General features: G+C 64.5%; 23 protein-coding genes and 1 tRNA gene. 9 read left to right on the top strand and 15 right to left on the bottom strand.

Going from position 1 to position 18,777, the window contains the following annotated elements; genetic code table 11:
* Positions 1-74: 74 nt before the first annotated feature.
* From LB524_RS01255 to ilvC, 3 genes are all read left to right on the top strand, one after another.
* Positions 75-533, top strand: a complete 459-nt coding sequence (locus LB524_RS01255) for a MarR family winged helix-turn-helix transcriptional regulator (RefSeq protein ID WP_224523256.1) — start codon at positions 75-77, stop codon at positions 531-533.
* Positions 534-681: 148 nt separating this feature from the next.
* On the top strand, positions 682-1,335 hold the full coding sequence (locus LB524_RS01250) for a TetR/AcrR family transcriptional regulator (protein ID WP_224523255.1): 654 nt from the start codon (positions 682-684) through the stop codon (positions 1,333-1,335).
* 25 nt (positions 1,336-1,360) lie between these two features.
* Positions 1,361-2,380 (top strand): ketol-acid reductoisomerase, encoded by a 1,020-nt coding sequence (gene ilvC, locus LB524_RS01245; protein ID WP_224523254.1) that lies wholly within the window; start codon positions 1,361-1,363, stop codon positions 2,378-2,380.
* 473 nt (positions 2,381-2,853) lie between these two features.
* On the opposite strand, the gene LB524_RS01240 is transcribed toward ilvC, so the two are convergent.
* Together LB524_RS01240 and LB524_RS01235 are read right to left on the bottom strand one after the other, a co-directional pair.
* Entirely contained in the window at positions 2,854-3,297 is a 444-nt protein-coding gene (locus tag LB524_RS01240) for a hypothetical protein (protein ID WP_224523253.1), read from the bottom strand.
* A gap of 373 nt (positions 3,298-3,670) precedes the next feature.
* A complete protein-coding gene (locus tag LB524_RS01235; RefSeq protein ID WP_224523251.1) occupies positions 3,671-4,255 on the bottom strand; it encodes a BA14K family protein in 585 nt (194 codons plus the stop codon).
* A gap of 188 nt (positions 4,256-4,443) precedes the next feature.
* Here LB524_RS01235 and LB524_RS01230 point away from each other — a divergent pair, with 188 nt between their 5' ends.
* The 4 genes from LB524_RS01230 to LB524_RS01215 all read left to right on the top strand — a co-directional run bounded on the left by LB524_RS01230 (position 4,444) and on the right by LB524_RS01215 (position 7,037).
* Positions 4,444-5,556, top strand: coding sequence for an endonuclease/exonuclease/phosphatase family protein (locus LB524_RS01230; protein ID WP_015317313.1), 1,113 nt, complete (start codon positions 4,444-4,446; stop codon positions 5,554-5,556).
* Between the two features lie 6 nt (positions 5,557-5,562).
* Positions 5,563-6,279, top strand: a complete 717-nt coding sequence (locus LB524_RS01225; protein WP_224523250.1) for a hypothetical protein — start codon at positions 5,563-5,565, stop codon at positions 6,277-6,279.
* A gap of 81 nt (positions 6,280-6,360) precedes the next feature.
* Positions 6,361-6,615: a FitA-like ribbon-helix-helix domain-containing protein gene (locus tag LB524_RS01220; protein ID WP_140615778.1), complete on the top strand. Its 255-nt coding sequence runs from the start codon at positions 6,361-6,363 to the stop codon at positions 6,613-6,615.
* Entirely contained in the window at positions 6,612-7,037 is a 426-nt protein-coding gene (locus LB524_RS01215) for a type II toxin-antitoxin system VapC family toxin (RefSeq protein ID WP_140714715.1), read from the top strand. Before LB524_RS01220 ends, LB524_RS01215 begins: the two co-directional genes overlap by 4 nt.
* Before the next feature lie 60 nt (positions 7,038-7,097).
* Here the strand turns inward: LB524_RS01215 and LB524_RS01210 are convergent, their stop codons facing one another.
* The 4 genes from LB524_RS01210 to LB524_RS01195 form a co-directional block, all read right to left on the bottom strand.
* Positions 7,098-7,337, bottom strand: a complete 240-nt coding sequence (locus LB524_RS01210; protein ID WP_224523249.1) for an NDUFA4 family protein — start codon at positions 7,335-7,337, stop codon at positions 7,098-7,100.
* A gap of 133 nt (positions 7,338-7,470) precedes the next feature.
* The gene (locus LB524_RS01205) at positions 7,471-8,688 is read right to left on the bottom strand and encodes an ABC transporter permease (RefSeq protein ID WP_140660981.1); all 1,218 of its coding nucleotides are present in this window, start codon (positions 8,686-8,688) and stop codon (positions 7,471-7,473) included.
* Entirely contained in the window at positions 8,685-9,392 is a 708-nt protein-coding gene (locus tag LB524_RS01200) for an ABC transporter ATP-binding protein (protein WP_140714721.1), read from the bottom strand. Before LB524_RS01200 ends, LB524_RS01205 begins: the two co-directional genes overlap by 4 nt.
* 4 nt (positions 9,393-9,396) lie before the next feature.
* Positions 9,397-10,683 carry an efflux RND transporter periplasmic adaptor subunit gene (locus LB524_RS01195; protein WP_015317320.1) on the bottom strand — a complete coding sequence of 429 codons (1,287 nt, stop codon included), beginning with the start codon at positions 10,681-10,683 and terminating at the stop codon, positions 9,397-9,399.
* Between the two features lie 101 nt (positions 10,684-10,784).
* On the opposite strand from LB524_RS01195, the gene LB524_RS01190 reads away from it, so the two are divergent.
* Positions 10,785-11,693 (top strand): PhzF family phenazine biosynthesis protein, encoded by a 909-nt coding sequence (locus LB524_RS01190; RefSeq protein ID WP_140873420.1) that lies wholly within the window; start codon positions 10,785-10,787, stop codon positions 11,691-11,693.
* 106 nt (positions 11,694-11,799) lie between these two features.
* Positions 11,800-11,875 (top strand) — tRNA-Lys (locus LB524_RS01185).
* Positions 11,876-11,948: 73 nt separating this feature from the next.
* Here LB524_RS01185 and LB524_RS28760 read toward each other — a convergent pair.
* The 9 genes from LB524_RS28760 to LB524_RS01145 form a co-directional block, all read right to left on the bottom strand.
* Entirely contained in the window at positions 11,949-12,074 is a 126-nt protein-coding gene (locus LB524_RS28760) for a hypothetical protein (protein WP_263486421.1), read from the bottom strand.
* 5 nt (positions 12,075-12,079) lie between these two features.
* Positions 12,080-12,346 (bottom strand): hypothetical protein, encoded by a 267-nt coding sequence (locus tag LB524_RS01180; RefSeq protein WP_224523248.1) that lies wholly within the window; start codon positions 12,344-12,346, stop codon positions 12,080-12,082.
* An 89-nt stretch (positions 12,347-12,435) separates the two neighbouring features.
* Complete coding sequence (gene cobT / locus LB524_RS01175; protein ID WP_224523247.1) at positions 12,436-13,446, bottom strand: nicotinate-nucleotide--dimethylbenzimidazole phosphoribosyltransferase; 1,011 nt, start codon at positions 13,444-13,446, stop codon at positions 12,436-12,438.
* 38 nt (positions 13,447-13,484) lie between these two features.
* Positions 13,485-14,261 (bottom strand): adenosylcobinamide-GDP ribazoletransferase, encoded by a 777-nt coding sequence (cobS, locus tag LB524_RS01170; protein WP_224523246.1) that lies wholly within the window; start codon positions 14,259-14,261, stop codon positions 13,485-13,487.
* A 4-nt stretch (positions 14,262-14,265) separates the two neighbouring features.
* Positions 14,266-15,579, bottom strand: coding sequence for a cobyrinate a,c-diamide synthase (locus LB524_RS01165; RefSeq protein ID WP_224523245.1), 1,314 nt, complete (start codon positions 15,577-15,579; stop codon positions 14,266-14,268).
* On the bottom strand, positions 15,576-16,394 hold the full coding sequence (gene cobA / locus LB524_RS01160) for a uroporphyrinogen-III C-methyltransferase (RefSeq protein ID WP_224523244.1): 819 nt from the start codon (positions 16,392-16,394) through the stop codon (positions 15,576-15,578). The genes LB524_RS01165 and cobA overlap by 4 nt, the downstream gene beginning before the upstream one ends.
* Complete coding sequence (gene cobM, locus LB524_RS01155; RefSeq protein WP_224523242.1) at positions 16,391-17,155, bottom strand: precorrin-4 C(11)-methyltransferase; 765 nt, start codon at positions 17,153-17,155, stop codon at positions 16,391-16,393. The genes cobA and cobM overlap by 4 nt, the downstream gene beginning before the upstream one ends.
* Positions 17,152-17,538 (bottom strand): cobalamin biosynthesis protein, encoded by a 387-nt coding sequence (locus LB524_RS01150; protein WP_140660991.1) that lies wholly within the window; start codon positions 17,536-17,538, stop codon positions 17,152-17,154. Before LB524_RS01150 ends, cobM begins: the two co-directional genes overlap by 4 nt.
* Positions 17,535-18,776: a bifunctional cobalt-precorrin-7 (C(5))-methyltransferase/cobalt-precorrin-6B (C(15))-methyltransferase gene (locus LB524_RS01145; protein WP_015317328.1), complete on the bottom strand. Its 1,242-nt coding sequence runs from the start codon at positions 18,774-18,776 to the stop codon at positions 17,535-17,537. The genes LB524_RS01150 and LB524_RS01145 overlap by 4 nt, the downstream gene beginning before the upstream one ends.
* Position 18,777: the final 1 nt, after the last annotated feature.

The following is an 18,777-nucleotide window of genomic DNA, read 5'->3' as shown; positions in this document are numbered from 1 at the left end:
AATTGCATTTATGTAGATGCATGTGCATTGAACGTCAAGCTTGATGCATCTGCATCTATCGCCTAGGGTGGGCCATGACCGAAAAAGACAAGCCTTCGCCTGAAGCCATCAAGGCCTGGGCCCGCCTGATGCGGGTTTCGCGCCAACTGCTGGAACGGGCCGAAGACGCGCTGAAGGAGGGCGGCCTGCCGCCGCTCGCCTGGTACGATGTGCTGCACGAGCTTGCCGAGGCGGGCGAGGGCGGTTTGCGGCCGTTTCAATTGACCGAACGCACCCTGTTCGCGCAGTACAACATCTCGCGTCTATTGGCCCGGCTCGAGGCCGACGGGCTGGTCGAGAAACTGCCGGTGGCCGACGATGGCCGCGGCCAGACCATCCGCGTCACGGCCAAGGGACGGGAGACGCGCCGCCGCATGTGGGCGATCTACGGCAGGTCGATCGAGGAATTGGTTGGCGCCAAACTCTCGCCGGATGAGCTGAGCATGGTCTCGGCACTGCTGGGCCGCCTGCGTCATCTGCCTACCGGGGACTGAGCATGCGGACTGCGCGGCTGCGCGGACATCAGCGGATTTTTTCTTCTTTGCCCTTGCGCCGCTCACCGGATTGCGCAATATGCCGAACCGTAACGTACGGTACGGCAGGTCGAATTCACGCCCTGCCTTGTCCTTCCGAGGGAAGAGCGTGTTGCACAGCGTGCCCGACATCGACAACAGCGCGGCGCTGACGGAGCGGCAGCAGGCCGTCCTGGACGCGGCTTTGCGGCTGCTGGTCGAGGAAGGCGATCATCTGACCATGACCGCCGTGGCGCGTCGCGCGAGCTGCTCGAAGGAGACGCTCTACAAATGGTTCGGCGATCGCGATGGGCTCTTGACGGCGACCGTGCAGTGGCAGGCCTCGAAAGTGCGGGTGGCTTCCGTCGACGGCAAGGGGCTTGATCTTGCCTCGCTCACGGCGAGCCTGGAGCGCTTTGCCTCCGACTGGTTGAAGGTGATCTCCAGCGATACGTCGATCGCCCTCAATAGGGTGGCGGTCGGCCATGCCGGTTCGGGGAAGGACAATCTCGGCGCCGTCGTGCTGGAGAATGGGCGCTTTGCGCTGGCCAAGCGGCTGAAGCCCGTGCTGGAAGCCGGCCGGCAGGCCGGGCTCCTTGAATTCGGGGATGCCGAGATGGCCTTCCGTACCTTTTTCGGGCTGGTTGGCCGGGACGTGCAGATCCGCCTGCTGCTCGGCGACCGGCTGGAATTGACTGAAGCGACGATCGGCGGCGATGCCGTCCGCGCGACGCAGCAGTTTCTCGCTCTTTTCGGAGCAAAAAACGGGCCTCAGGGCTTTTGATCTTCAAAAACGGGAAGGAAGTAAAATGCGTGTCTATTACGATCGTGATGCCGATCTCAACCTGATCAAGGGCAAGAAGGTCGCCATCATCGGCTATGGCAGCCAGGGCAGGGCGCATGCGCTCAATCTCAAGGATTCCGGCGCCAAGGAGATCGCGATCGGTCTCAAGGCCGGCTCGGCGACCGCCAAGAAGGTCGAGGCCGACGGGCTCAAGGTGATGAGCGTCGCCGACGCCGCCAAATGGGCCGATCTGATGATGATGGCGACGCCCGACGAATTGCAGGCCGACATCTACAAGAACGAAATCGCGCCGAACATCCGCGACGGTGCCGCGATCGCCTTCGCGCACGGCCTCAACGTGCATTTCGGCCTCATCGAGCCGAAGTCGACCGTCGACGTCGTCATGATCGCGCCAAAGGGTCCAGGCCACACGGTGCGCGGCGAATATCAGAAGGGCGGCGGCGTGCCGTGCCTGGTCGCCGTCAACCAGGACGCCTCGGGCAACGCGCTCGATCTCGCGCTTTCCTATGCCTGCGGCGTCGGCGGCGGCCGTTCGGGCATCATCGAAACCAATTTCCGCGAGGAATGCGAGACCGACCTGTTCGGTGAGCAGGTCGTGCTGTGCGGCGGTCTGGTCGAACTGATCCGCGCCGGCTTCGAGACGCTGGTGGAAGCCGGCTATGCGCCGGAAATGGCCTATTTCGAGTGCCTGCACGAGGTCAAGCTGATCGTCGACCTGATCTATGAAGGCGGCATCGCCAACATGAACTACTCGATCTCGAACACCGCCGAGTGGGGCGAATATGTCTCGGGTCCGCGCATCATCACCGCCGAGGCCAAGGCCGAGATGAAGCGCGTGCTGAAGGACATCCAGACGGGAAAGTTCACCTCGGAATGGATGCAGGAATACCGCGCCGGCATGTCCCGCTTCAAGGGCATCCGCCGCAACAACGACGGCCACCAGATCGAGGAAGTCGGCGCCAAGCTGCGCGCCATGATGCCATGGATTTCCAAGAACAAGCTGGTCGACAAGGCCAAGAACTAATCTCCGTCTCACCGGACGTGATGTACGGGGGGCAAAATGCCCCCCGTAATCAGTAGGCTAGCCGCTGATGCGGCGACAATGATCGCATTTCGGGAGTCCACCGGTTCCAGAAACCACGTTCTTGAGTTCGATATTGTTGCCTTCCGTGCACTTCGTTTCATCGTGGTACACGTTGCGATCACTATTCGCCTTGGAGTGCCACGGGCTTTTCTTGGACATAATTTTCCTTTCCGCGACGCGTTGTCGACGCGGTTGTGAGTTGAGTTCAGTCGTGTAAAATGAGGGAGTCGAATTGGCTGACGGCGCTAACGCACCGTCAACCAACGCCGGCTAGACTGGGACAACTAAAGCCATAGGTTTCGCGGTCCTTGCCGCCTCCTTCCGGTTTTGGCTCTGTGATGCGGCCGCTGGCTAGGCATTCACCGCATCACACTCGATCTCGAAGGCGACCGGCAACGCCGGTCGCCTTCGTATTATCTTTCATCGTCTGACAAATCTTCGTGTCGGTCCATTTCGCCTCCGAGGTCATCGGAGGTCGAAAGACCGACCCCGTCCACTTCATATCGACCATAGCCGATCCGCTTCAGCCGACCCTTGCGCGTTAGATAGCCAAGTGCGTTGTAGACTTCCTTGGGAGCGGCGCCGACGCGGTCTTCTACGTGCTGCCTCACTTCCGCAACTGTGAACTCTTCACGGTGTTTCATCAATGAGACGACACTGGAGAGGACGTCGCCGGCCTTCGGCGAATCTGGCGTGCCAACCACCTTCAAAAGCTCACGGGCCACGAGATCTCTTTGCGCTGCTGGGAGCGATCCAAGCAAGGTCTTGATAAGGGCAAGAGTCTGCTCGGCCTGCACAGTTTCCTGCGAGGCAGTTGACTTCGACGATGCGTTCGGAAAACGGGCAACGTTCGACATGACTAAAGTATGTCACAGCATACTCTCAGTGTCGAATCGCATCTCGGAGGGTGCGCTAACCTGGGGAAAAGTTCAACGATTTTTTCCGCATCCCCTAGCTGTTGATGTGGAAATCCTCAGAGCTACCAACTCTAGCTTGCAGCGGAGTCTGACTCGTAATATTTAGCGACCTCAATGGCCGGTTCGTATTGGGGTCGTTCGTTCCACCGAATCATTTAGCTTACGAAAGGGCGAAGGTTGCGAGCGCGGCTGGACATAATGCCAGCTATGATTCAGTACCACCCCTGCAGAGATGACCTCCGCGAGGCGCTTAATCTCGCCAAACGAAAACGGCGCCGCAATGCGACGCCGTTCTGGTGTGATCGGCTACAACTCAACTATAGGGCGACCAGCATTGCTGGCGCGGGCCATTATAGGGTTGGAACGTGTTGTCGTAGGCGCGATACGAGCGGTAGCGGTTGTAGCACCATTGCACATGCGCGTTCGACAGCCGGCCGGCGCGATAATAGCGGCGCGGCGCCGGCGCATAGTAATCGTAGTTGTTGTAGTTGTTGTTGTACATGCTGCCGAGGCCGAGCCCCAAGCCGAGACCGAGGACCGCCGCCGCGCCATCATCGTAGTAGCGTCCGCCACGATAATGATGGCGGCCATGGCGCCACCGCCAGTTGTCGCCGCCGTTCCAGTTGCCACCACCATTCCAGTGGCGGCCGCTCCAGTTGCCTCCGCCATTCCAGTGGCGGCCGTTCCAATTGCCTGACCGGCGCCATCTCCAATCGCCGCCGTTGTTTCCGCCAGCCCAGCCCTCGCGGACCGGGATGACCGTCGGCGCGGCGGTGCTGGCCGGGATCGACACATCCGGCTGCAGAATCGGCGCGGCAGCGGATGGCGCCGTGATGCCGGAGACAATACCGAGCGCTATCAGCCCGGATTTGACAGTGGAAGAAAAGAGCGCGTTCATTGCACTTCTCCAAGAGAACAGGCCCCACGCCTACCCTGGAATGGGCTTACCGTGGACCTTTGCGTCTGAACGGCGGATGAACGGAAAGGTTCCGTCAACCATGGCGCGAACGCCACCAGGACCAAGGGATCCCTGCTTGTGGTCCTGCGATCTTGTTTTCCGCCGCTCTTGCAGGCAAAGGTCAGCGCATGTCGCTGCGCCTTGCCACCTTCAATGTCGAGAACCTGATGAACAGGTTCGATTTTTCCGGCTTTCGCAACCAGCTCAACGAGGATCGCACGCTGGCGCTCTTCGATATCCAGAGCGAGGCCGAATACAAGATGCTGGAACAGGCGCGCGCCATCGCGCAATCCGACGACACGCGCCAGCTGACGGCGTTGGCGATTGCCGCCGCCCGTGCCGACATCATCTGCATGCAGGAGGTCGACAACATCGAGGCCTTGAAGGCCTTCGAGTACGGCTATCTGTTCAAGATGGTGGGGCAGGGCTACCGCCAGAAATACACCACGTCGGGCAATGATTCGCGCGGCATCGATGTCGCGGTGATGATGCGCAACGAGACCGCGCAGGGACAGCCGATCGAATTCGTGCGCATGACCAGCCACGCCTATGTCACCTACGAGCAGTTCGGGTTGCATACGCCCGAGCTGGCGGCCCTCGGCAACCAGCCCAATGAACGCATCTTCCGGCGCGACTGCCTGGAGGTCGACATCAAGGTGGGCGGCGCGCCGATGACGCTCTATCTCGTGCACTTCAAGTCCATGGGCTCTCCCCGCAACGGGCTCGACGGACGCGAGGCGACAATGCCGGTGCGCATCGCGGAGGCGCAGGCCGTGCGGCGCATCATCGAGGAGCGTTTCGGGGCGGAGCACGCGGCCGACAAGCGCTGGGCGATCTGCGGCGACATGAACGATTACCGCCAGCGGGTGAAGATCGCCGGCGATGAGGTCGACGGCTACCGTTTCGAGGTGGTCGACGAGAACCTGTCCTGCATCAATGTGCTGACGGCGGGCGGCTTCTGTGAAAATGTGGTCGAGCGGCGGCCGGAAATGAACCGCTGGACCTTCTATCACACACGCGGGCCGCAAGAGCGGCATCTGTGCCAGCTCGACTATATCCTGCTGTCGAAGGGGCTGGCGGCGAAGAACGCCACCGCAGTTCCCGACATCATCCGCAATGGCCAGCCCTGGCGCACGATCTTTCCCGCGGGCCAGGAAGTCGAGCGCTTCCCGCGCGCCGGCTGGGATCGGCCCAAGGCTTCGGACCACTGCCCGGTAGCGATCACGCTGGACATGGCCTGAGCCGACATGAATTTTGATCTTCCGCGCAATGTCATCCTGCCGGTCGATGCCATCGATGTCCGTCTCGATCCCGGCCCGCATCCCTTCGCGGTGGAGAATGCCGCGGTGATTGCCGAGAACTGGCGGGGCGAGATCGAGGCCAATCCGGCGCTGTTCGACGGCATTGTGGTGCTGCTTTCCGAGCTTGCCTATCGCGACCGCAGCCTTATCGGCCGCTGCCATGCGGTCAATTACTCGACCTTCATGCTGTGGCGGAAGCGGCGCGAGAATTCCGGCGCCGAACACGCCTATGCCCATGCCGTGCTGGTGGCCGGGGACAACGCTCTGGTGGCGATCCGCATGGGACCGCGAACCGTCAGTGCCGGCCGGGTCTATTTCGCCGCCGGTTCGTTCGAGCCGATCGATTTCCGCGACGGTCTCGTCGATGTCGATTTCAACATGATGCGCGAGGTGCGCGAGGAGACCGGCATCGACCTATCGAACGCCAGGCGTGGTGTGCGCTGGCACGCCCTGTCGACGGCAAGCGGCACTGTCATCTTCCGCCGCTATCACGTCGACGCGCCCGCCGATGAGATCGCGCGCCAAATCTTGGCCTTCGTCGCCACCGAAGCCGACCCGGAGATCGAGGGGCCGGTGATCATCCGCCATGCCGGCGACCTGCCGGACGGCCTGTCGCCGCACATGAAGCCGCTGATCGAGTGGCATTTCGCGCGCGCAGACTAATATCGGTGCGTACCAGTTGTATCTGATAGCAGATTTTCTATGCTGATAGCAGTGACATCATTATAGATTGGAATGATATCGATGAGCGCCGTCACGATCCGCAATTTGCCAGAGGAGACGCTCCGCGCCTTGAAGGTGCGGGCTGCGCATCATGGCCGCAGCACTGAGGCCGAAATGCGTGAGATCCTGGAAACGGCCGTGCGGCCGGCCAACCGGGTCAAGCTCGGCTCGCTGCTCGCCGCCATCGGCCGCGAGGCCGGATTGTCGCAAGAGGATGTCGATACCTTGCAGCAGCTCCGCGACAAAACACCGGGCGAGCCGGTGCGGTTCGAATGATCCTCATCGACACCAGCGTCATGTCTGAGCCATGGAGACCTGCACCCGATCCTCGCGTCATCGCGTGGATCGACGCCCAGGCCGTCGAAACCCTATATCTTTCGGCCGTCACCGTGGCTGAGTTGCGTTTCGGGATCGCGGCCATGCCTTCCGGCAAGCGCCGCACGACCCTGCATGATCGTCTTGAGCAGGACGCGTTGCCGTTGTTTGCGGGCCGCATTCTGCCGTTCGATCTCGACGCGTCGCGCGCCTATGCCGACCTCATGGTACAGGCGCGTGCCGCAGGCAAGGCGATCGGCAACGCCGACGGTTATATCGCGGCGACGGCCGTAGCGCACGGTCTCACTATCGCCACACGTGACACCGGTCCATTCGCGGCCGCCGGTTTGAACACCGTCAATCCGTGGGAAAGCGCGTCGTAGCCTTGCCTGCCACTGAAACCGTACGTCGGTGCCGCGACCATGTCGTGGAGCGGCCAGGCCCTATGATGTCTTGCTTGTGAGTGCCTTGCGGTCGTTGCGCGCGGCGACGAAGAACAGGATGAAGCCGATACCCAGCAACCCACCCATGGCCATTCCCATCGTCTGGCCAACGACCGCCTGGAAATCGGCGGTGACGCGATCGGGATTGGTCATGCCGTAGCGGGCGAGATACCACCAGATGCCTGCAAGGGCGGCCTCGATGATGATCATCAGCAGGATCACGCGCGCCTTCTTGCTCATCAGCTGCTCCTCGTCCAGATATGCCTTGGCATAACATCGCCAACACAGTGACGACAGGGTTGGGCAAGGCGGAAACGTCGAAGGTTGTGTAACACCGGCCCGGAGTGCCGGGCTGCCTTCGCAGCTTACCCTTTTACTCGTGACGCAAGGCGTCGATCGGATCGAGCCTGGCGCCGCGCAGCGCCGGGAAGAAGCCGAACACCATGCCGATCAGCGCGGAGAAGCCGACGGCAAGCAGAATGACGGCCGGGCTTGGCGCGAAAGGTATGGTCAGCGTCACCGAGGCAAGGCCGGCCAGCGCCAGCCCAATCAGGATGCCGATGATGCCGCCAAGCAGCGACAGCACCGTCGCCTCGACCAGGAACTGGATGAGGATGTGCTTTTCATGCGCGCCGATGGCGAGCCGGATGCCGATCTCGCGCGTGCGCTCGGTGACCGACACCAGCATGATGTTCATGATGCCGATGCCGCCGACCAGCAGGCTGACACCGGCGACCGCGCCCAGCATGCCGGTCATCGTCGTGGTGGCGCTGGCCATGGCGTCGGCGATCTGGGTCATGTCGCGGATGCCGAAATCGCTCTCGCGGTCGGGCGTAATGCGGCGCGCATCGCGCAAAATGTCCTCGACGCGCGGCTGCAATTCGGTGGTCGGCGTGCGGTCGTCGGCGGCGATGTAGATGTTGTCGATGTCGCGATTGCCGGCGATGCGGCGCTGATAGGCGGCGAGGGGCATCAGCACGACATTGTCCTGGTCCTGGCCGAAGCCGGTGTAGCCTTTCGGCTCGAGCAGCCCAACGATCCTGCAGGAGGTGCGGTTGACGCGGATGATCTCGCCCTCGGGATCGCCGGCGCCGAAGAATTGCTGGCGCACCGTCTCGCCGATCAGGCACACACCGGTGCCGGAGCGGGTTTCGGAATCGCTGAACGGGCGGCCGGACACCAGCTTCCAGTCGCGTGCGTCGAGATAGGCGCTGTCGGTGCCGGTGACGCCAGAGGTCAGGCTCTCGGTGCCGAAGATGACGCGCACCTGCTTCTGCGCGGCCGGCGAGATGGCGCGGGCGCCGGTGAGATGCGCAACCAGCGCCGCCAGATCCTTTTCCGCCAGCGGCCGCACCGTCTGGTCGAGCCCGCCCGGACCGCCGGGGCCGGCCGGGCGCCCGGCTCGGACGACCAGCAGATTGCTGCCGAGCTTGGAAATGTCGGACTTGACCTTTTGCGTGGTGCCGGAGCCGATGGTCAGCATGGCAATGACGGCGGCGACGCCGATGACGATGCCGAGCAAGGTCAGGAACGAGCGCAGCACGTTGCGGCGGATCGAGCGCAGCGAGAGGCGGACGGTTTCCCAGATCATGCCACCTCCATATTCATGGTGTCGGAGGCGACATGGCCGTCGAGGAAGCGGATGGTACGCTCGGCATATTCGGCGACATCGGCTTCGTGGGTGACCATGGTGACGGTCAGGCCAAGCTCTTTGTTCAGACGCGTCAGCAGCTCCATGATCTCATGCGTGCGTGCGGTGTCGAGATTGCCGGTCGGCTCGTCGGCGACGAGCAGCGTCGGCCTGGTGACGATGGCGCGTGCGATCGCCACGCGCTGCTGCTGGCCGCCGGAGAGTTCGGCCGGCGTGTGATGTTCGCGGCCGACAAGGCCGACCTCGGCCAGCGCCTGCATGGCAAGGTCGCGGCGCTCGCGGGCGGCGACACCACGATAGATCAGCGGCAGTTCCACATTTTCGGCCGCGGTGGTGCGGGCCAAGAGATTGTAGCCCTGGAAGACGAAGCCGACATAGAGGTTGCGCAGCATGGCGCGGCGGTTGCGGTCGAGCCGGCCGGCATCGACGCCCATGAAGGAATAGGTTCCGGCCGTCGGCGTGTCGAGGCAACCGATGATGTTCATCGCCGTCGACTTGCCGGAGCCCGATGGGCCCATGATGGCGACGAATTCACCGCGCCGGATGGCAAGATCGACTCCGGCCAGCGCATGCACCTTGGCTTCGCCCTGGCCGTAGCTCTTCCAGACCTTGTCGAAGGTGATGAGGGGGGCGCCCGCGGCCACTGCCTCAGCTCCGCGACTGCGAAGCGGTGATGATCTGAGCGCCTTCCTCCAGGCCGGAGGTGATCTCGGTCAGTTCACCATCGGTCGAACCGATCTTGACGTTGACCGGGTGCGGGCGGCCGTTCTCCAGCACATAGAGCGTGCGGGAACCATCGGTCGGGGTCTGTGCCGCCGGGCGCTGGCGATTGCCGCGGCCCATGCGGCCGGTGAACAGGTCGCTCAGGCTCCAGCCGCGCGCCGCTTGCTGTGCCGGGCGGTAGCGGAAAGCGGACGAGGGCACGGTTAGCACGTCCTTGGCTTCCCTCGTGACCACAGAAACGGTGGCGGTCATGCCGGGCCGCAGCAGCAACTCGTTGTTGTCGACTTCGAGCCGCGCATTGTAGGTGACGACGCCGTCCGTCGTGACCGAGGCATAGGAGATGTCGCGGATTTTGGCATCGAACGGCCGCTCAGGGAAAGCGTCGACGGTGAAACGGGCATGCTGGCCCGACTTGACCGCGCCGATATCGGCTTCGTCGACCGCCGCCACCAGTTCCATGTTCCTCAAATCGGCGGCGATGATGAACAGCACCGGCGCCTGCAGCGAGGAAGCGACCGTCTGGCCGGGGTCGACTGAACGCGTCAGCACGATGCCGTCGATCGGCGCGTAGATGGTGCTGTTGGCAAGGTCGGTCTGCTGCGACTTGAGATCGGCATTGGCGATGGCGAGATTGGCCTCGGCGCTATCGAGTGCCGCCTTGGAACGGTCGCGCGTCGCCGTCGCCGCCTCGAGCGACTGGTCGGTTGCCATGCCACGCTTGGTCAGGGCCGCGGCGCGGACAAGCGCACTCTCGTTCTCGGCGAGCGTCACCCTGGCGTCCTCCACATTGGCGGCCGCTCCCTTAGCGGACGCTTCGGCGCGTTCGATCTGGACCTGCAGCTTGGCGGTGTCGAGGGCCGCCAGCACGTCACCCTTCTTCACCTGCTGGTTCTCGTTGACCGCGACCGAGCGTATGATGCCTGAGAGCTGGCTTGATATGTCGACCTGGGTGAGCGGCTGCAGCGTGCCTGTCGCCGACACCTGGACGGTGAGGTCGGCCTTGGCGGCCGGCACCGTGGTGTAGTCAATCCTGGTCGGCGTGCCCGCATACCATTGATAGAGGCCAAGGCCGGCGGCAAGCACGATGAGGGTCAGCAACGCATAGAGCCAGCCACGCCGGCGCGTCCTGCGCCGACCGGTCTGGTCGAGCCCAAGCGCCGTCTCGATGGCGGAATCCGATTCCGTCTTTGGCAGATTGACAATCTGGTCCACGTCGGACCCCTATGATGCGTAATGTCCCTGTCTGTGCACAGATCAGGCTTACCGGTTCGAATATCAAATTAAATTTCGCCCATGTTGGGATTGAGGCAGGGATGCAAACCCGGAATTACTTGCTTTACGATGTGTTTACGACCGAGCGACTGGCCGGCAACCCGCTGGCCGTGGTGTTGGATTGCAAAGGTCTGGACACGGCAGCGATGCAGGCCATCGCGCGCGAGTTCAACCTGTCCGAATCGGTTTTCGTGTTGCCGCCGGACAATCCCAAGCACCGCAACCGCATCCGCATCTTCACGCCCGATTATGAAATGCCATTCGCCGGCCATCCGACGGTGGGCTCGGCCATCGCGTTGGCCGAACTGGCGGGCGAGGGCGGCGCCGGCATCTTCGTGCTTGAAGAGAACATCGGCCCGGTGCGTTGCGCGGTCAGCACGCATGATGGCGCCACCTTCGCCGAGTTCGACCTGGCAAAATTGCCGGAGCCGCTGAAGCTGGAGACCGATCCGGAGGCGATCGGCGCCGCCCTTGGCCTGGCGCCGCACGAGATCGGCTTCGAGAATCACCGCATCGCCTTCTGGTCGGCCGGCGTGCCCTATGTGACCATTCCTGTCGCCAATCTCGAAGCGGCGGGCCGCATCCGGCTGGACAACCAGGCATGGTCGGAACTGGCGCCGCGCAAGAGCGAATGGGCCTTCGCCAGCCCGTACGTCTATTGCCGCGAGACGGTGAATCACGAAAGCGCTTTCCATGTCCGCATGATCGTTCCCGGCACGCCTTCCTATGAGGACCCGGCGACCGGTTCGGCAGCGGCGGCCTTCGCCGGCGCCATCATGCATTTCGACGGTCCGACGGACGGGGTTTCGCAGCTATGGATCGAACAGGGACTGGAGATGGGCCGGCCGTCGCGCATCCGCCTCGAACTGACCGTGCAAGGCGGAAAACTGGCGTCCGCGCGCATTGGCGGGCATGCGATCAAGGTGGCGGAAGGCAAGCTTTTCGCCTGATTGGAGAGAGCCCCGGTCGATTTGTCGGGAAATGATTCCAGCAGGGCTGGACAGGACCGGTATCGGCGGCTATATGCCCGCCAACGCCGGTTTTTGCCGGCCGAGTGGGTGCGTAGCTCAGTTGGTAGAGCAGCTGACTCTTAATCAGCGGGTCCACAGTTCAATCCTGTGCGCACCCACCAAATTCCTAGAAGACTTGGTGGAAAGACCCTGAAGGCAAGAGGCGTTTGGCGCGTCTCGCACCGCAATGGCCGTTCACTGCGCCGCTTTGCCAATACTGGCCTTGAACTTGACCTTCATGGCGATCTGCCCGGTCACCGTCATCTGCGATCCCGCAGCGCCTCCCATGCTGCGATCCCTGGCGTTGACGTTCGTGGTCACGCTGGTTACTCGCACGTGTCGGCGACGGTATCGAGCACCATGGCGAAACTGGCGGCAGCGACCTTGTAGAACGAACGCAGCGCGGTTTGCTGCTGTGTGGCGACATCCTCTTCGTCCTTGACCGGAAGGGTCATGGTCAGGCTGGACTGGACCTTGGCCAGCCCATCGTCGCCCGTGTGCCGGAAGCAGCCGTTCTCATCGACATACTGCGAAAAAGCTGGCGCAGCAGTGCCGAAAAGCAGTGCAATGACAGGTATCGCCTTCAAATACATCGCCTGATCTCCGCATGAGATCTACTGATCTCATGTAACAATCAAACGACGTTATTATTTTGGCTCAATCACGTTAAAAGTTTGACCGATTATTTCTCCGAAACTCCAGCCTCGGCAAAGCTTGCCATCCTCGCATGGCACTCCAGCGCCGAGCGGACGATGTTGACGGCGAGGCAGGCGCCGGAGCCTTCGCCGAGCCGCATGCCGAGATCAAGCAGCGGCGGCATTGCGAGCGCTTCGAGCAGGCCGCGATGACCCGATTCGGCTGAGACGTGGGCGGCGATCGTATGGGCAAGGCCGGTCGGGTGCAGCTTCGCCAGCGGCGCGGCGGCGGCGGTGCAGACGAAGCCGTCGAGCAGCACGGGTATGCCGAGATGGCGGGCGGCGAGCGTGGCGCCGAAGATGGCGGCGAGTTCGCGCCCGCCGAGCGCGGCAGCGATGCCCAGCGGATCGGCGAGGGCCGCGGCGTGGCGCTTCAGGCCGGCTTCGATGGCGACCACCTTGCGCTTCAGGCCGGCGTCGTCGACGCCGGTGCCGCGCCCGGTCCATTTTTCGGCGCCGCCGCCGAACAAGGCAGCCGAAATGGCGGCGGCGGGCGTGGTGTTGCCGATGCCCATTTCGCCAAAGCAGACCAGGTCGAGGTCTTTCGTCACGGCGTCATAGCCCGCCGAGACAGCGGCGAGGAAGGCCTTCTCATCCATTGCCGGCACTTGCGTGAAGTCACCGGTGGGATGGTCGAGATCGAGCGGGATGACGTCGAGTTCCGCGCCGGCGATGCGTGCGAGCTGGTTGATGGCGGCCCCCCCGCCGGCAAAATTCGCCACCATCTGCACGGTGACTTCGGAGGGATAGGCGGACACGCCCTGCGCGGTGACGCCGTGGTTGCCGGCGAAGACGAAGACTTTCACGCGGTCGAGCCTTGGCATGTCGCGGCCTTGCCAGCGCGCCAGCCAGGCGGCGATCGCTTCGAGTTTCCCGAGGCTGCCTTGCGGCTTGGTCAGCGTGTCCTGGCGGCGAGCGACGGCACTGGCGGCCACTTCGCTGCCGGCAGGCAGGTCGAGGCAGGCGGCGCGCAGTTCATCGAGGGATTTGAAGGGCATAGGGGCAATGTCTCCGGAAGGGAATCAGGTCAAGGGGGTCAGGAAAGGGCGACGGAAGCGACGAGAAGCACCGCGATTTCGCTCAACTGCTGCAAGGCGCCAACCGTGTCGCCGGTCTGGCCCTCGATCTGGTTGAGGCAAAGGGCGTGGAAGGCGGCAAAGAACAGGCCGAGCAGGATGAGCGCGGCAATGGCGCCGCCAAGCCCGAGCAGGAGTAGTGGTATCGCGCCGAGCACGGCTCCGGCTATTGCCGTTTCGAGCGAAACGGTGCCGGCGCCAGCCGACAGGCCGTCGGACCGCGCCGGTGGCAAGAGATGCATGAAGGCGCCGAGCACGCCACGCGAGGCTGCGTGCGCCGCCACGAGCGCAAACAGAGCCTGTGTGGGTTCCACCACTTGCGACAGCGCGCTCCAGCGGATCAGCAGCGCCAGCGCCAGCGCCATGGCGCCATAAGCGCCGATGCGGCTGTCGCGCATGATCTCGAGCTTGCGGCCGCGCGACTTGCCGCCACCGAAGCCGTCGGCAACGTCCGACAATCCATCCTCGTGCAGGCAGCCCGTGGTAGCCACGGTTGCAACAAGGGCAAGGGCAGCCGCCGGCCCAGTGGCAAGGCCAAAGCGTTCCGCCGTGGCAAAAACGACGGCGCCGATCAGGCCGACGACAAGGCCGGCAATGGGGGCGGCCCAGATCGCGGCGGCGAGGTTGCGGCCGCGAAAATCAAACACGGGCAGCGGCAGGCGGGTGAAGAAGACCAGGCAAAGCGCGATGTCGTCGAGGACTTGCCGGGGCGACAGGGTGATTTTCGGGAGCTTCATGGCCCTAGCTCCTCGCAATCGCATGAAAGAAGGTGCCGCTGACGTGGCCGCGCCGGTAGCCTGAGGCGCCGAGCGGATTGCCCTGGCCATCGGCAAGGTCAGCCAGCGGCTCGTCATTGCCGGTGGCCGTCATCTGCGCATAGTGGAATTCGTGACCCCGGATCAGCGCGCCCTGCGAACCCAGCGGGCAATCGGCACGCAGCCGAGCCTCGCGGTAGCCAAGATTCATCTTGCGCCTGGCGAAGCTGGTGGAATGGCCGAGCAGGCCGAGCATGCGATGCGTTTCGCCTGATGCATCCTCCATCGCTTCACCAAGCACCATGAAGCCACCGCATTCGCCATGGATCGGCTTTGTCGTGGCGAAACGTGCCATCCCCGCATGGAAATTCGCGGCGGCCGTGAGTTTGCCGGCATGAAGCTCGGGATAGCCGCCGGGCAGCCAGCAAACATCGCAATCCTCGTCCGGCGCTTCGTCGGCGAGCGGCGAGAACGGGACGATTTCCGCGCCGGCCTTGCGCCAATAAGCGGCGACATGCGGGTAGAGGAAGGTGAAGGCGGCATCCTCGGCAAGCGCGATGCGTTGACCGGGCGGCCGCAGCGCGTCGGCGAAGGAACCTGCTGCCGGGGCGAAGGGCGTTGCCAGCGCCATGACCGCGTCGAGGTCGAGCGACTTCTCCGCCGTGTCGGCGAGCCGGTCGAGATGCGCCATCAGGTCGTCATATTCGCCGGCCTGGACGAGGCCGAGATGGCGCTCGGGCAAATTGAGCGAGGGGTCGCGCAAAATAGCGCCGACGACTGGCAGGCCGATCGCCTCGATGGCGTCGCCGGACAGCTTCCGATGGCGCTCGCTGCCCAGCCGGTTGAGCACGACGCCGGCCATGCGCACATCCGGGTCGTACGTGGCAAAACCCTTGGCGACGGCCGCCGCCGTCGTCGACTGGCCTGACACGTCGAGCACCAGCAGCACCGGCAGACCGTAGAGCCGGGCCAGATCGGCAGCCGAACCGGTGCGGCCAGGCGAGGCCGGGATGCCGTCGAACAGGCCCATGGCGCTTTCGAGGATGACGAAATCGGTGTCGTCGGCCGCTTGCGCGGCGAGCGCATTGAGCAGCGACGGTGACATCGCCCAGCTGTCGAGATTGACGCCGGACAGGCCGGTGGCGGCGGTGTGGAAGCCAGGATCGATATAATCGGGGCCGGACTTGGCGCCGCGCACTTTCAGGCCACGCCGGGTGAGTGCGCGCAGGATGCCGATGGTGACGCTGGTCTTGCCCGAACCAGAGCGCGGCGCGCCGATGATGATCGCCCGGGCCGTCATGCCCCGCCCGCCAGTGCCGCGCGCATGGCGACGATGCCGCCGACGACGATCAATGCCGGCGAGGCGAGCCCGGCCGCCGCCGCTGCCTCGGCAATGGTGGCGAGCGTGGCGACGATGGTCCTTTCCCGCGGCGTCGTCGCGGCGACGATCACGGCCGCCGGTGTCGATGGCGCCAGTCCGCCGTCGAGCAGGGCGGCTGCTATGAGAGGCAGATTGGCCATGCCCATGTAGACGACGACCGGCTGGCCGGTGCGGGCGATCGCCGCCCAGTCGAGATCGTCATCGGTGCCGGCGGCGTGGCCAGTCGCCAGAATGACAGCCTTGTTGATGCCGCGCATGGTGGCGGGAATGCCGGTGGCGGCGAGCGCGCTGAGACCCGAGGTGAGGCCTGGCAGGACGCGGAACGGAATGTTCTCACGCGCCAGCGCCAGCGCCCCTTCGCCGCCACGGCCGAAAATATAGGGATCGCCGCCCTTCAGCCTGATGACGCGGCGGCCTTCACGCGCCAGCCGCACCAGCAGAGCGGTGATGTCATCCTGCTTCATCGAGGGCTTGCCGCCGCGTTTTCCCGCAAAGAAAAGCTCGGCATTTCCGGCAACAGCAACCACATCGGGCGAAACCAGCGCGTCGTAGACCAGCGCATCCGCCTCGGCCAGTGCCGCCAGCACCTCCAGCGTCAGGCAGCCGGGATCGCCGGGACCGGCGCCGGCCAGCCAGACATGCCCCGGCTCAAGCGGACGCGGCTTGAAGTTCAGCCGTGCGAGCGCCTGTTCGAGTGTGGCGTTTTCGCCGTTATTTCCAGTGCTGGCGCTCACAATCCGTCCCGTCCGCGAAAACGCCGCTGGTAATGGGCGTCGTACAATGAACTCTCGCCGAAATCTTGTGCCGCCAGCGAGCGGCCGACGAAAATGAGCGCTGTACGCTCCATCGGATCGGCCGCCAGTTGTGCCTCGATGGATTCCAGCGTGCCGGTCAGCACGCGTTCGTCCGGCCACGAGGCGCGGAAGACAATCGCCACCGGGCAATCGCCGCCATAGTGCGGCGTCAGCTCGGCGACGACGCGGTCGATGGCGTGGATGGCAAGGTGGATGGCCAGCGTGGCGCCGGTGCGGCCGAAGCCGGCCAGGGTTTCGCCCGGCGGCATTTTCGACGCACGTCCGGAAACGCGGGTCAGCACCAGGCTTTGCGCGACTTCGGGGATGGTCAGCTCGCGGCGAAGTGCGGCGGCGGCGGCCGCGAAGGAAGGGACGCCCGGCGTCAGCGTGTAGGGGATGCCATGCTTTTCCAGCCGGCGGATCTGCTCGGCCACGGCACTCCACACCGACAGGTCGCCGGAATGCAGGCGGGCAACATCATGGCCGGCCATTTGGGCTGCCACATATTCAGCCTCGATCTCGTCGAGCGACATCGGCGCGGTGTCGACCAGCTTCGTTCCCGGCGCGCAATGCTGCAGCAGTTCCGGCGCGACGATGGAGCCGGCGTGGAGGCAGACCGGGCAACTCGCCAGGAGCCTTGCGCCACGCAGCGTGATGAGGTCCGCCGCACCTGGGCCGGCGCCGATGAAATGGACGGTCATGGCGCGTCTCCGCTGATGGCGATGGCGCAGGTGACCGGACCGAGCACGGTGCGGGACCCAAGCAGCGTCGCGCCTTTGCCGGCGACGGCAAGGGCGGAGGCTTCCGAGACCGATGACGTGCCCGCCAGCTCCCGCGAGAGGCTGGAGCTGCTGAGCGTCCCCGGCGAGGCGGCCTGAAGGGCTGCGTCGTCGACGATAATGACGGGAAGGTTCAGCTTGCGACCGGCGGCGGCGATGGCGTCTTCATCCTTCTTGAGCGCCGCGGTGGCCAGTGCCGAAAGAGCTGTCATCGCCAGGCCATGCGTTTCGAGTGCGGTTTCTATGGCCGCGAGCACGTCCTCGACGGTGACGCCCCTTCGGCTGCCGATGCCCGCGACCATCATGGCTTCACCCAGCTCCATTGCGTGACGGGCATGGCCGGCCGCCATGCCTGCATGGAGCCGACCGGCGAAGCGCGGGAGATGCCGATGCGGGTGAGGTCGCCGCCGCGCTTTGTGTGCTGGGCGAGGAGCAGGGCTTCCATTTCCAACGTCACCGCGTTGGCGACAAGACGGCCGCCGGCGCGCAAGGCTCTGATGGCGGCGTTCATGACGCCGGCGTCGCTGCCGCCGCCGCCGATGAAGATGGCATCAGGTGTCTCCAGTCTGGCCAGGGCCTTGGGCGCGCTGCCTTCCACAATGACAAGGCCGGGAACGCCGCAGGCAACGGCGTTGTGGCCGATGCGGGCGGCGCGAGCCGGGTCGGCCTCGATGGCGATGGCGCGCAGCGAAGGGTGGGCGAGCATCCATTCGATGCCAATCGAGCCCGAGCCGGCGCCGACATCCCACAGCAATTCGCCCCGCCTCGGCGCCAGCGCCGACAGGGTGATAGCGCGGATTTCGCGCTTGGTGATCTGGCCGTCATGCTCAAACAGATGGTCGGCGAGGCCTGCCGTGAGCGACAGCACGCGCGCCTGCGGGGCCGAATCAATTTCGATGGCCAGGACATTGAGCGGATTGATGTTTTCGAGGTCGAAAGCATCGGCGCGAGCCGAGCGCAATGTCTCCTTCGGCCCGCCCAACGCTTCCAGCACCGTCAGCCGCGAAGTGCCGAAGTCGAGTTCGGCGAGCAGGCGGGCAACCGCCGCCGGAGCGAAGCCATCGGATGTCAGCGCCAGGATGCGGGCGTTGGGCTGCAGCAGTGGGCGGATCAGGTCGATCGGGTGGCCGTGCAGTGAGACGGTCTCGATATCCTGTAGCGCCCAGCCAAGCCGCGCCGCGGCCAGCGACAACGCCGACGGCGCTGGTATGACGTGCATCTCGCGCGGCTTGACCTTGCGGGCGAGGGTGGCGCCGACCCCGTGGAAGAACGGGTCGCCGGAGGCGAGCACGCAGACGTTCCTACCGGCAAGCGCCAGGACGTCGGCCATCCCGGCATCGAAAGGAACCGGCCAGGGACGCGGCTTGCCCTTGGCGAAGGAAGCGACGAGCGCCAGGTGCCGCTTGCCGCCGAAGATGAACTCCGCCTCGGCGATCCGCCGCTTGGCCTCGTCGCCGAGACCCGCTAAACCGTCCTCACCGATGCCGACGATTGTGAGCCATCTCGGGTTGGGCTTGGCGGCGCGGGGACCCTCAGCAGGCATG

Origin of the sequence: Mesorhizobium sp. ESP6-5 (genome assembly GCF_020164695.1) — a bacterium.
Lineage (GTDB): Bacteria > Pseudomonadota > Alphaproteobacteria > Rhizobiales > Rhizobiaceae > Mesorhizobium > Mesorhizobium australicum.
The sequence above is the reverse complement of the archived record's forward strand: the minus strand, read 5'-3'. Positions and strand labels throughout refer to the sequence as shown.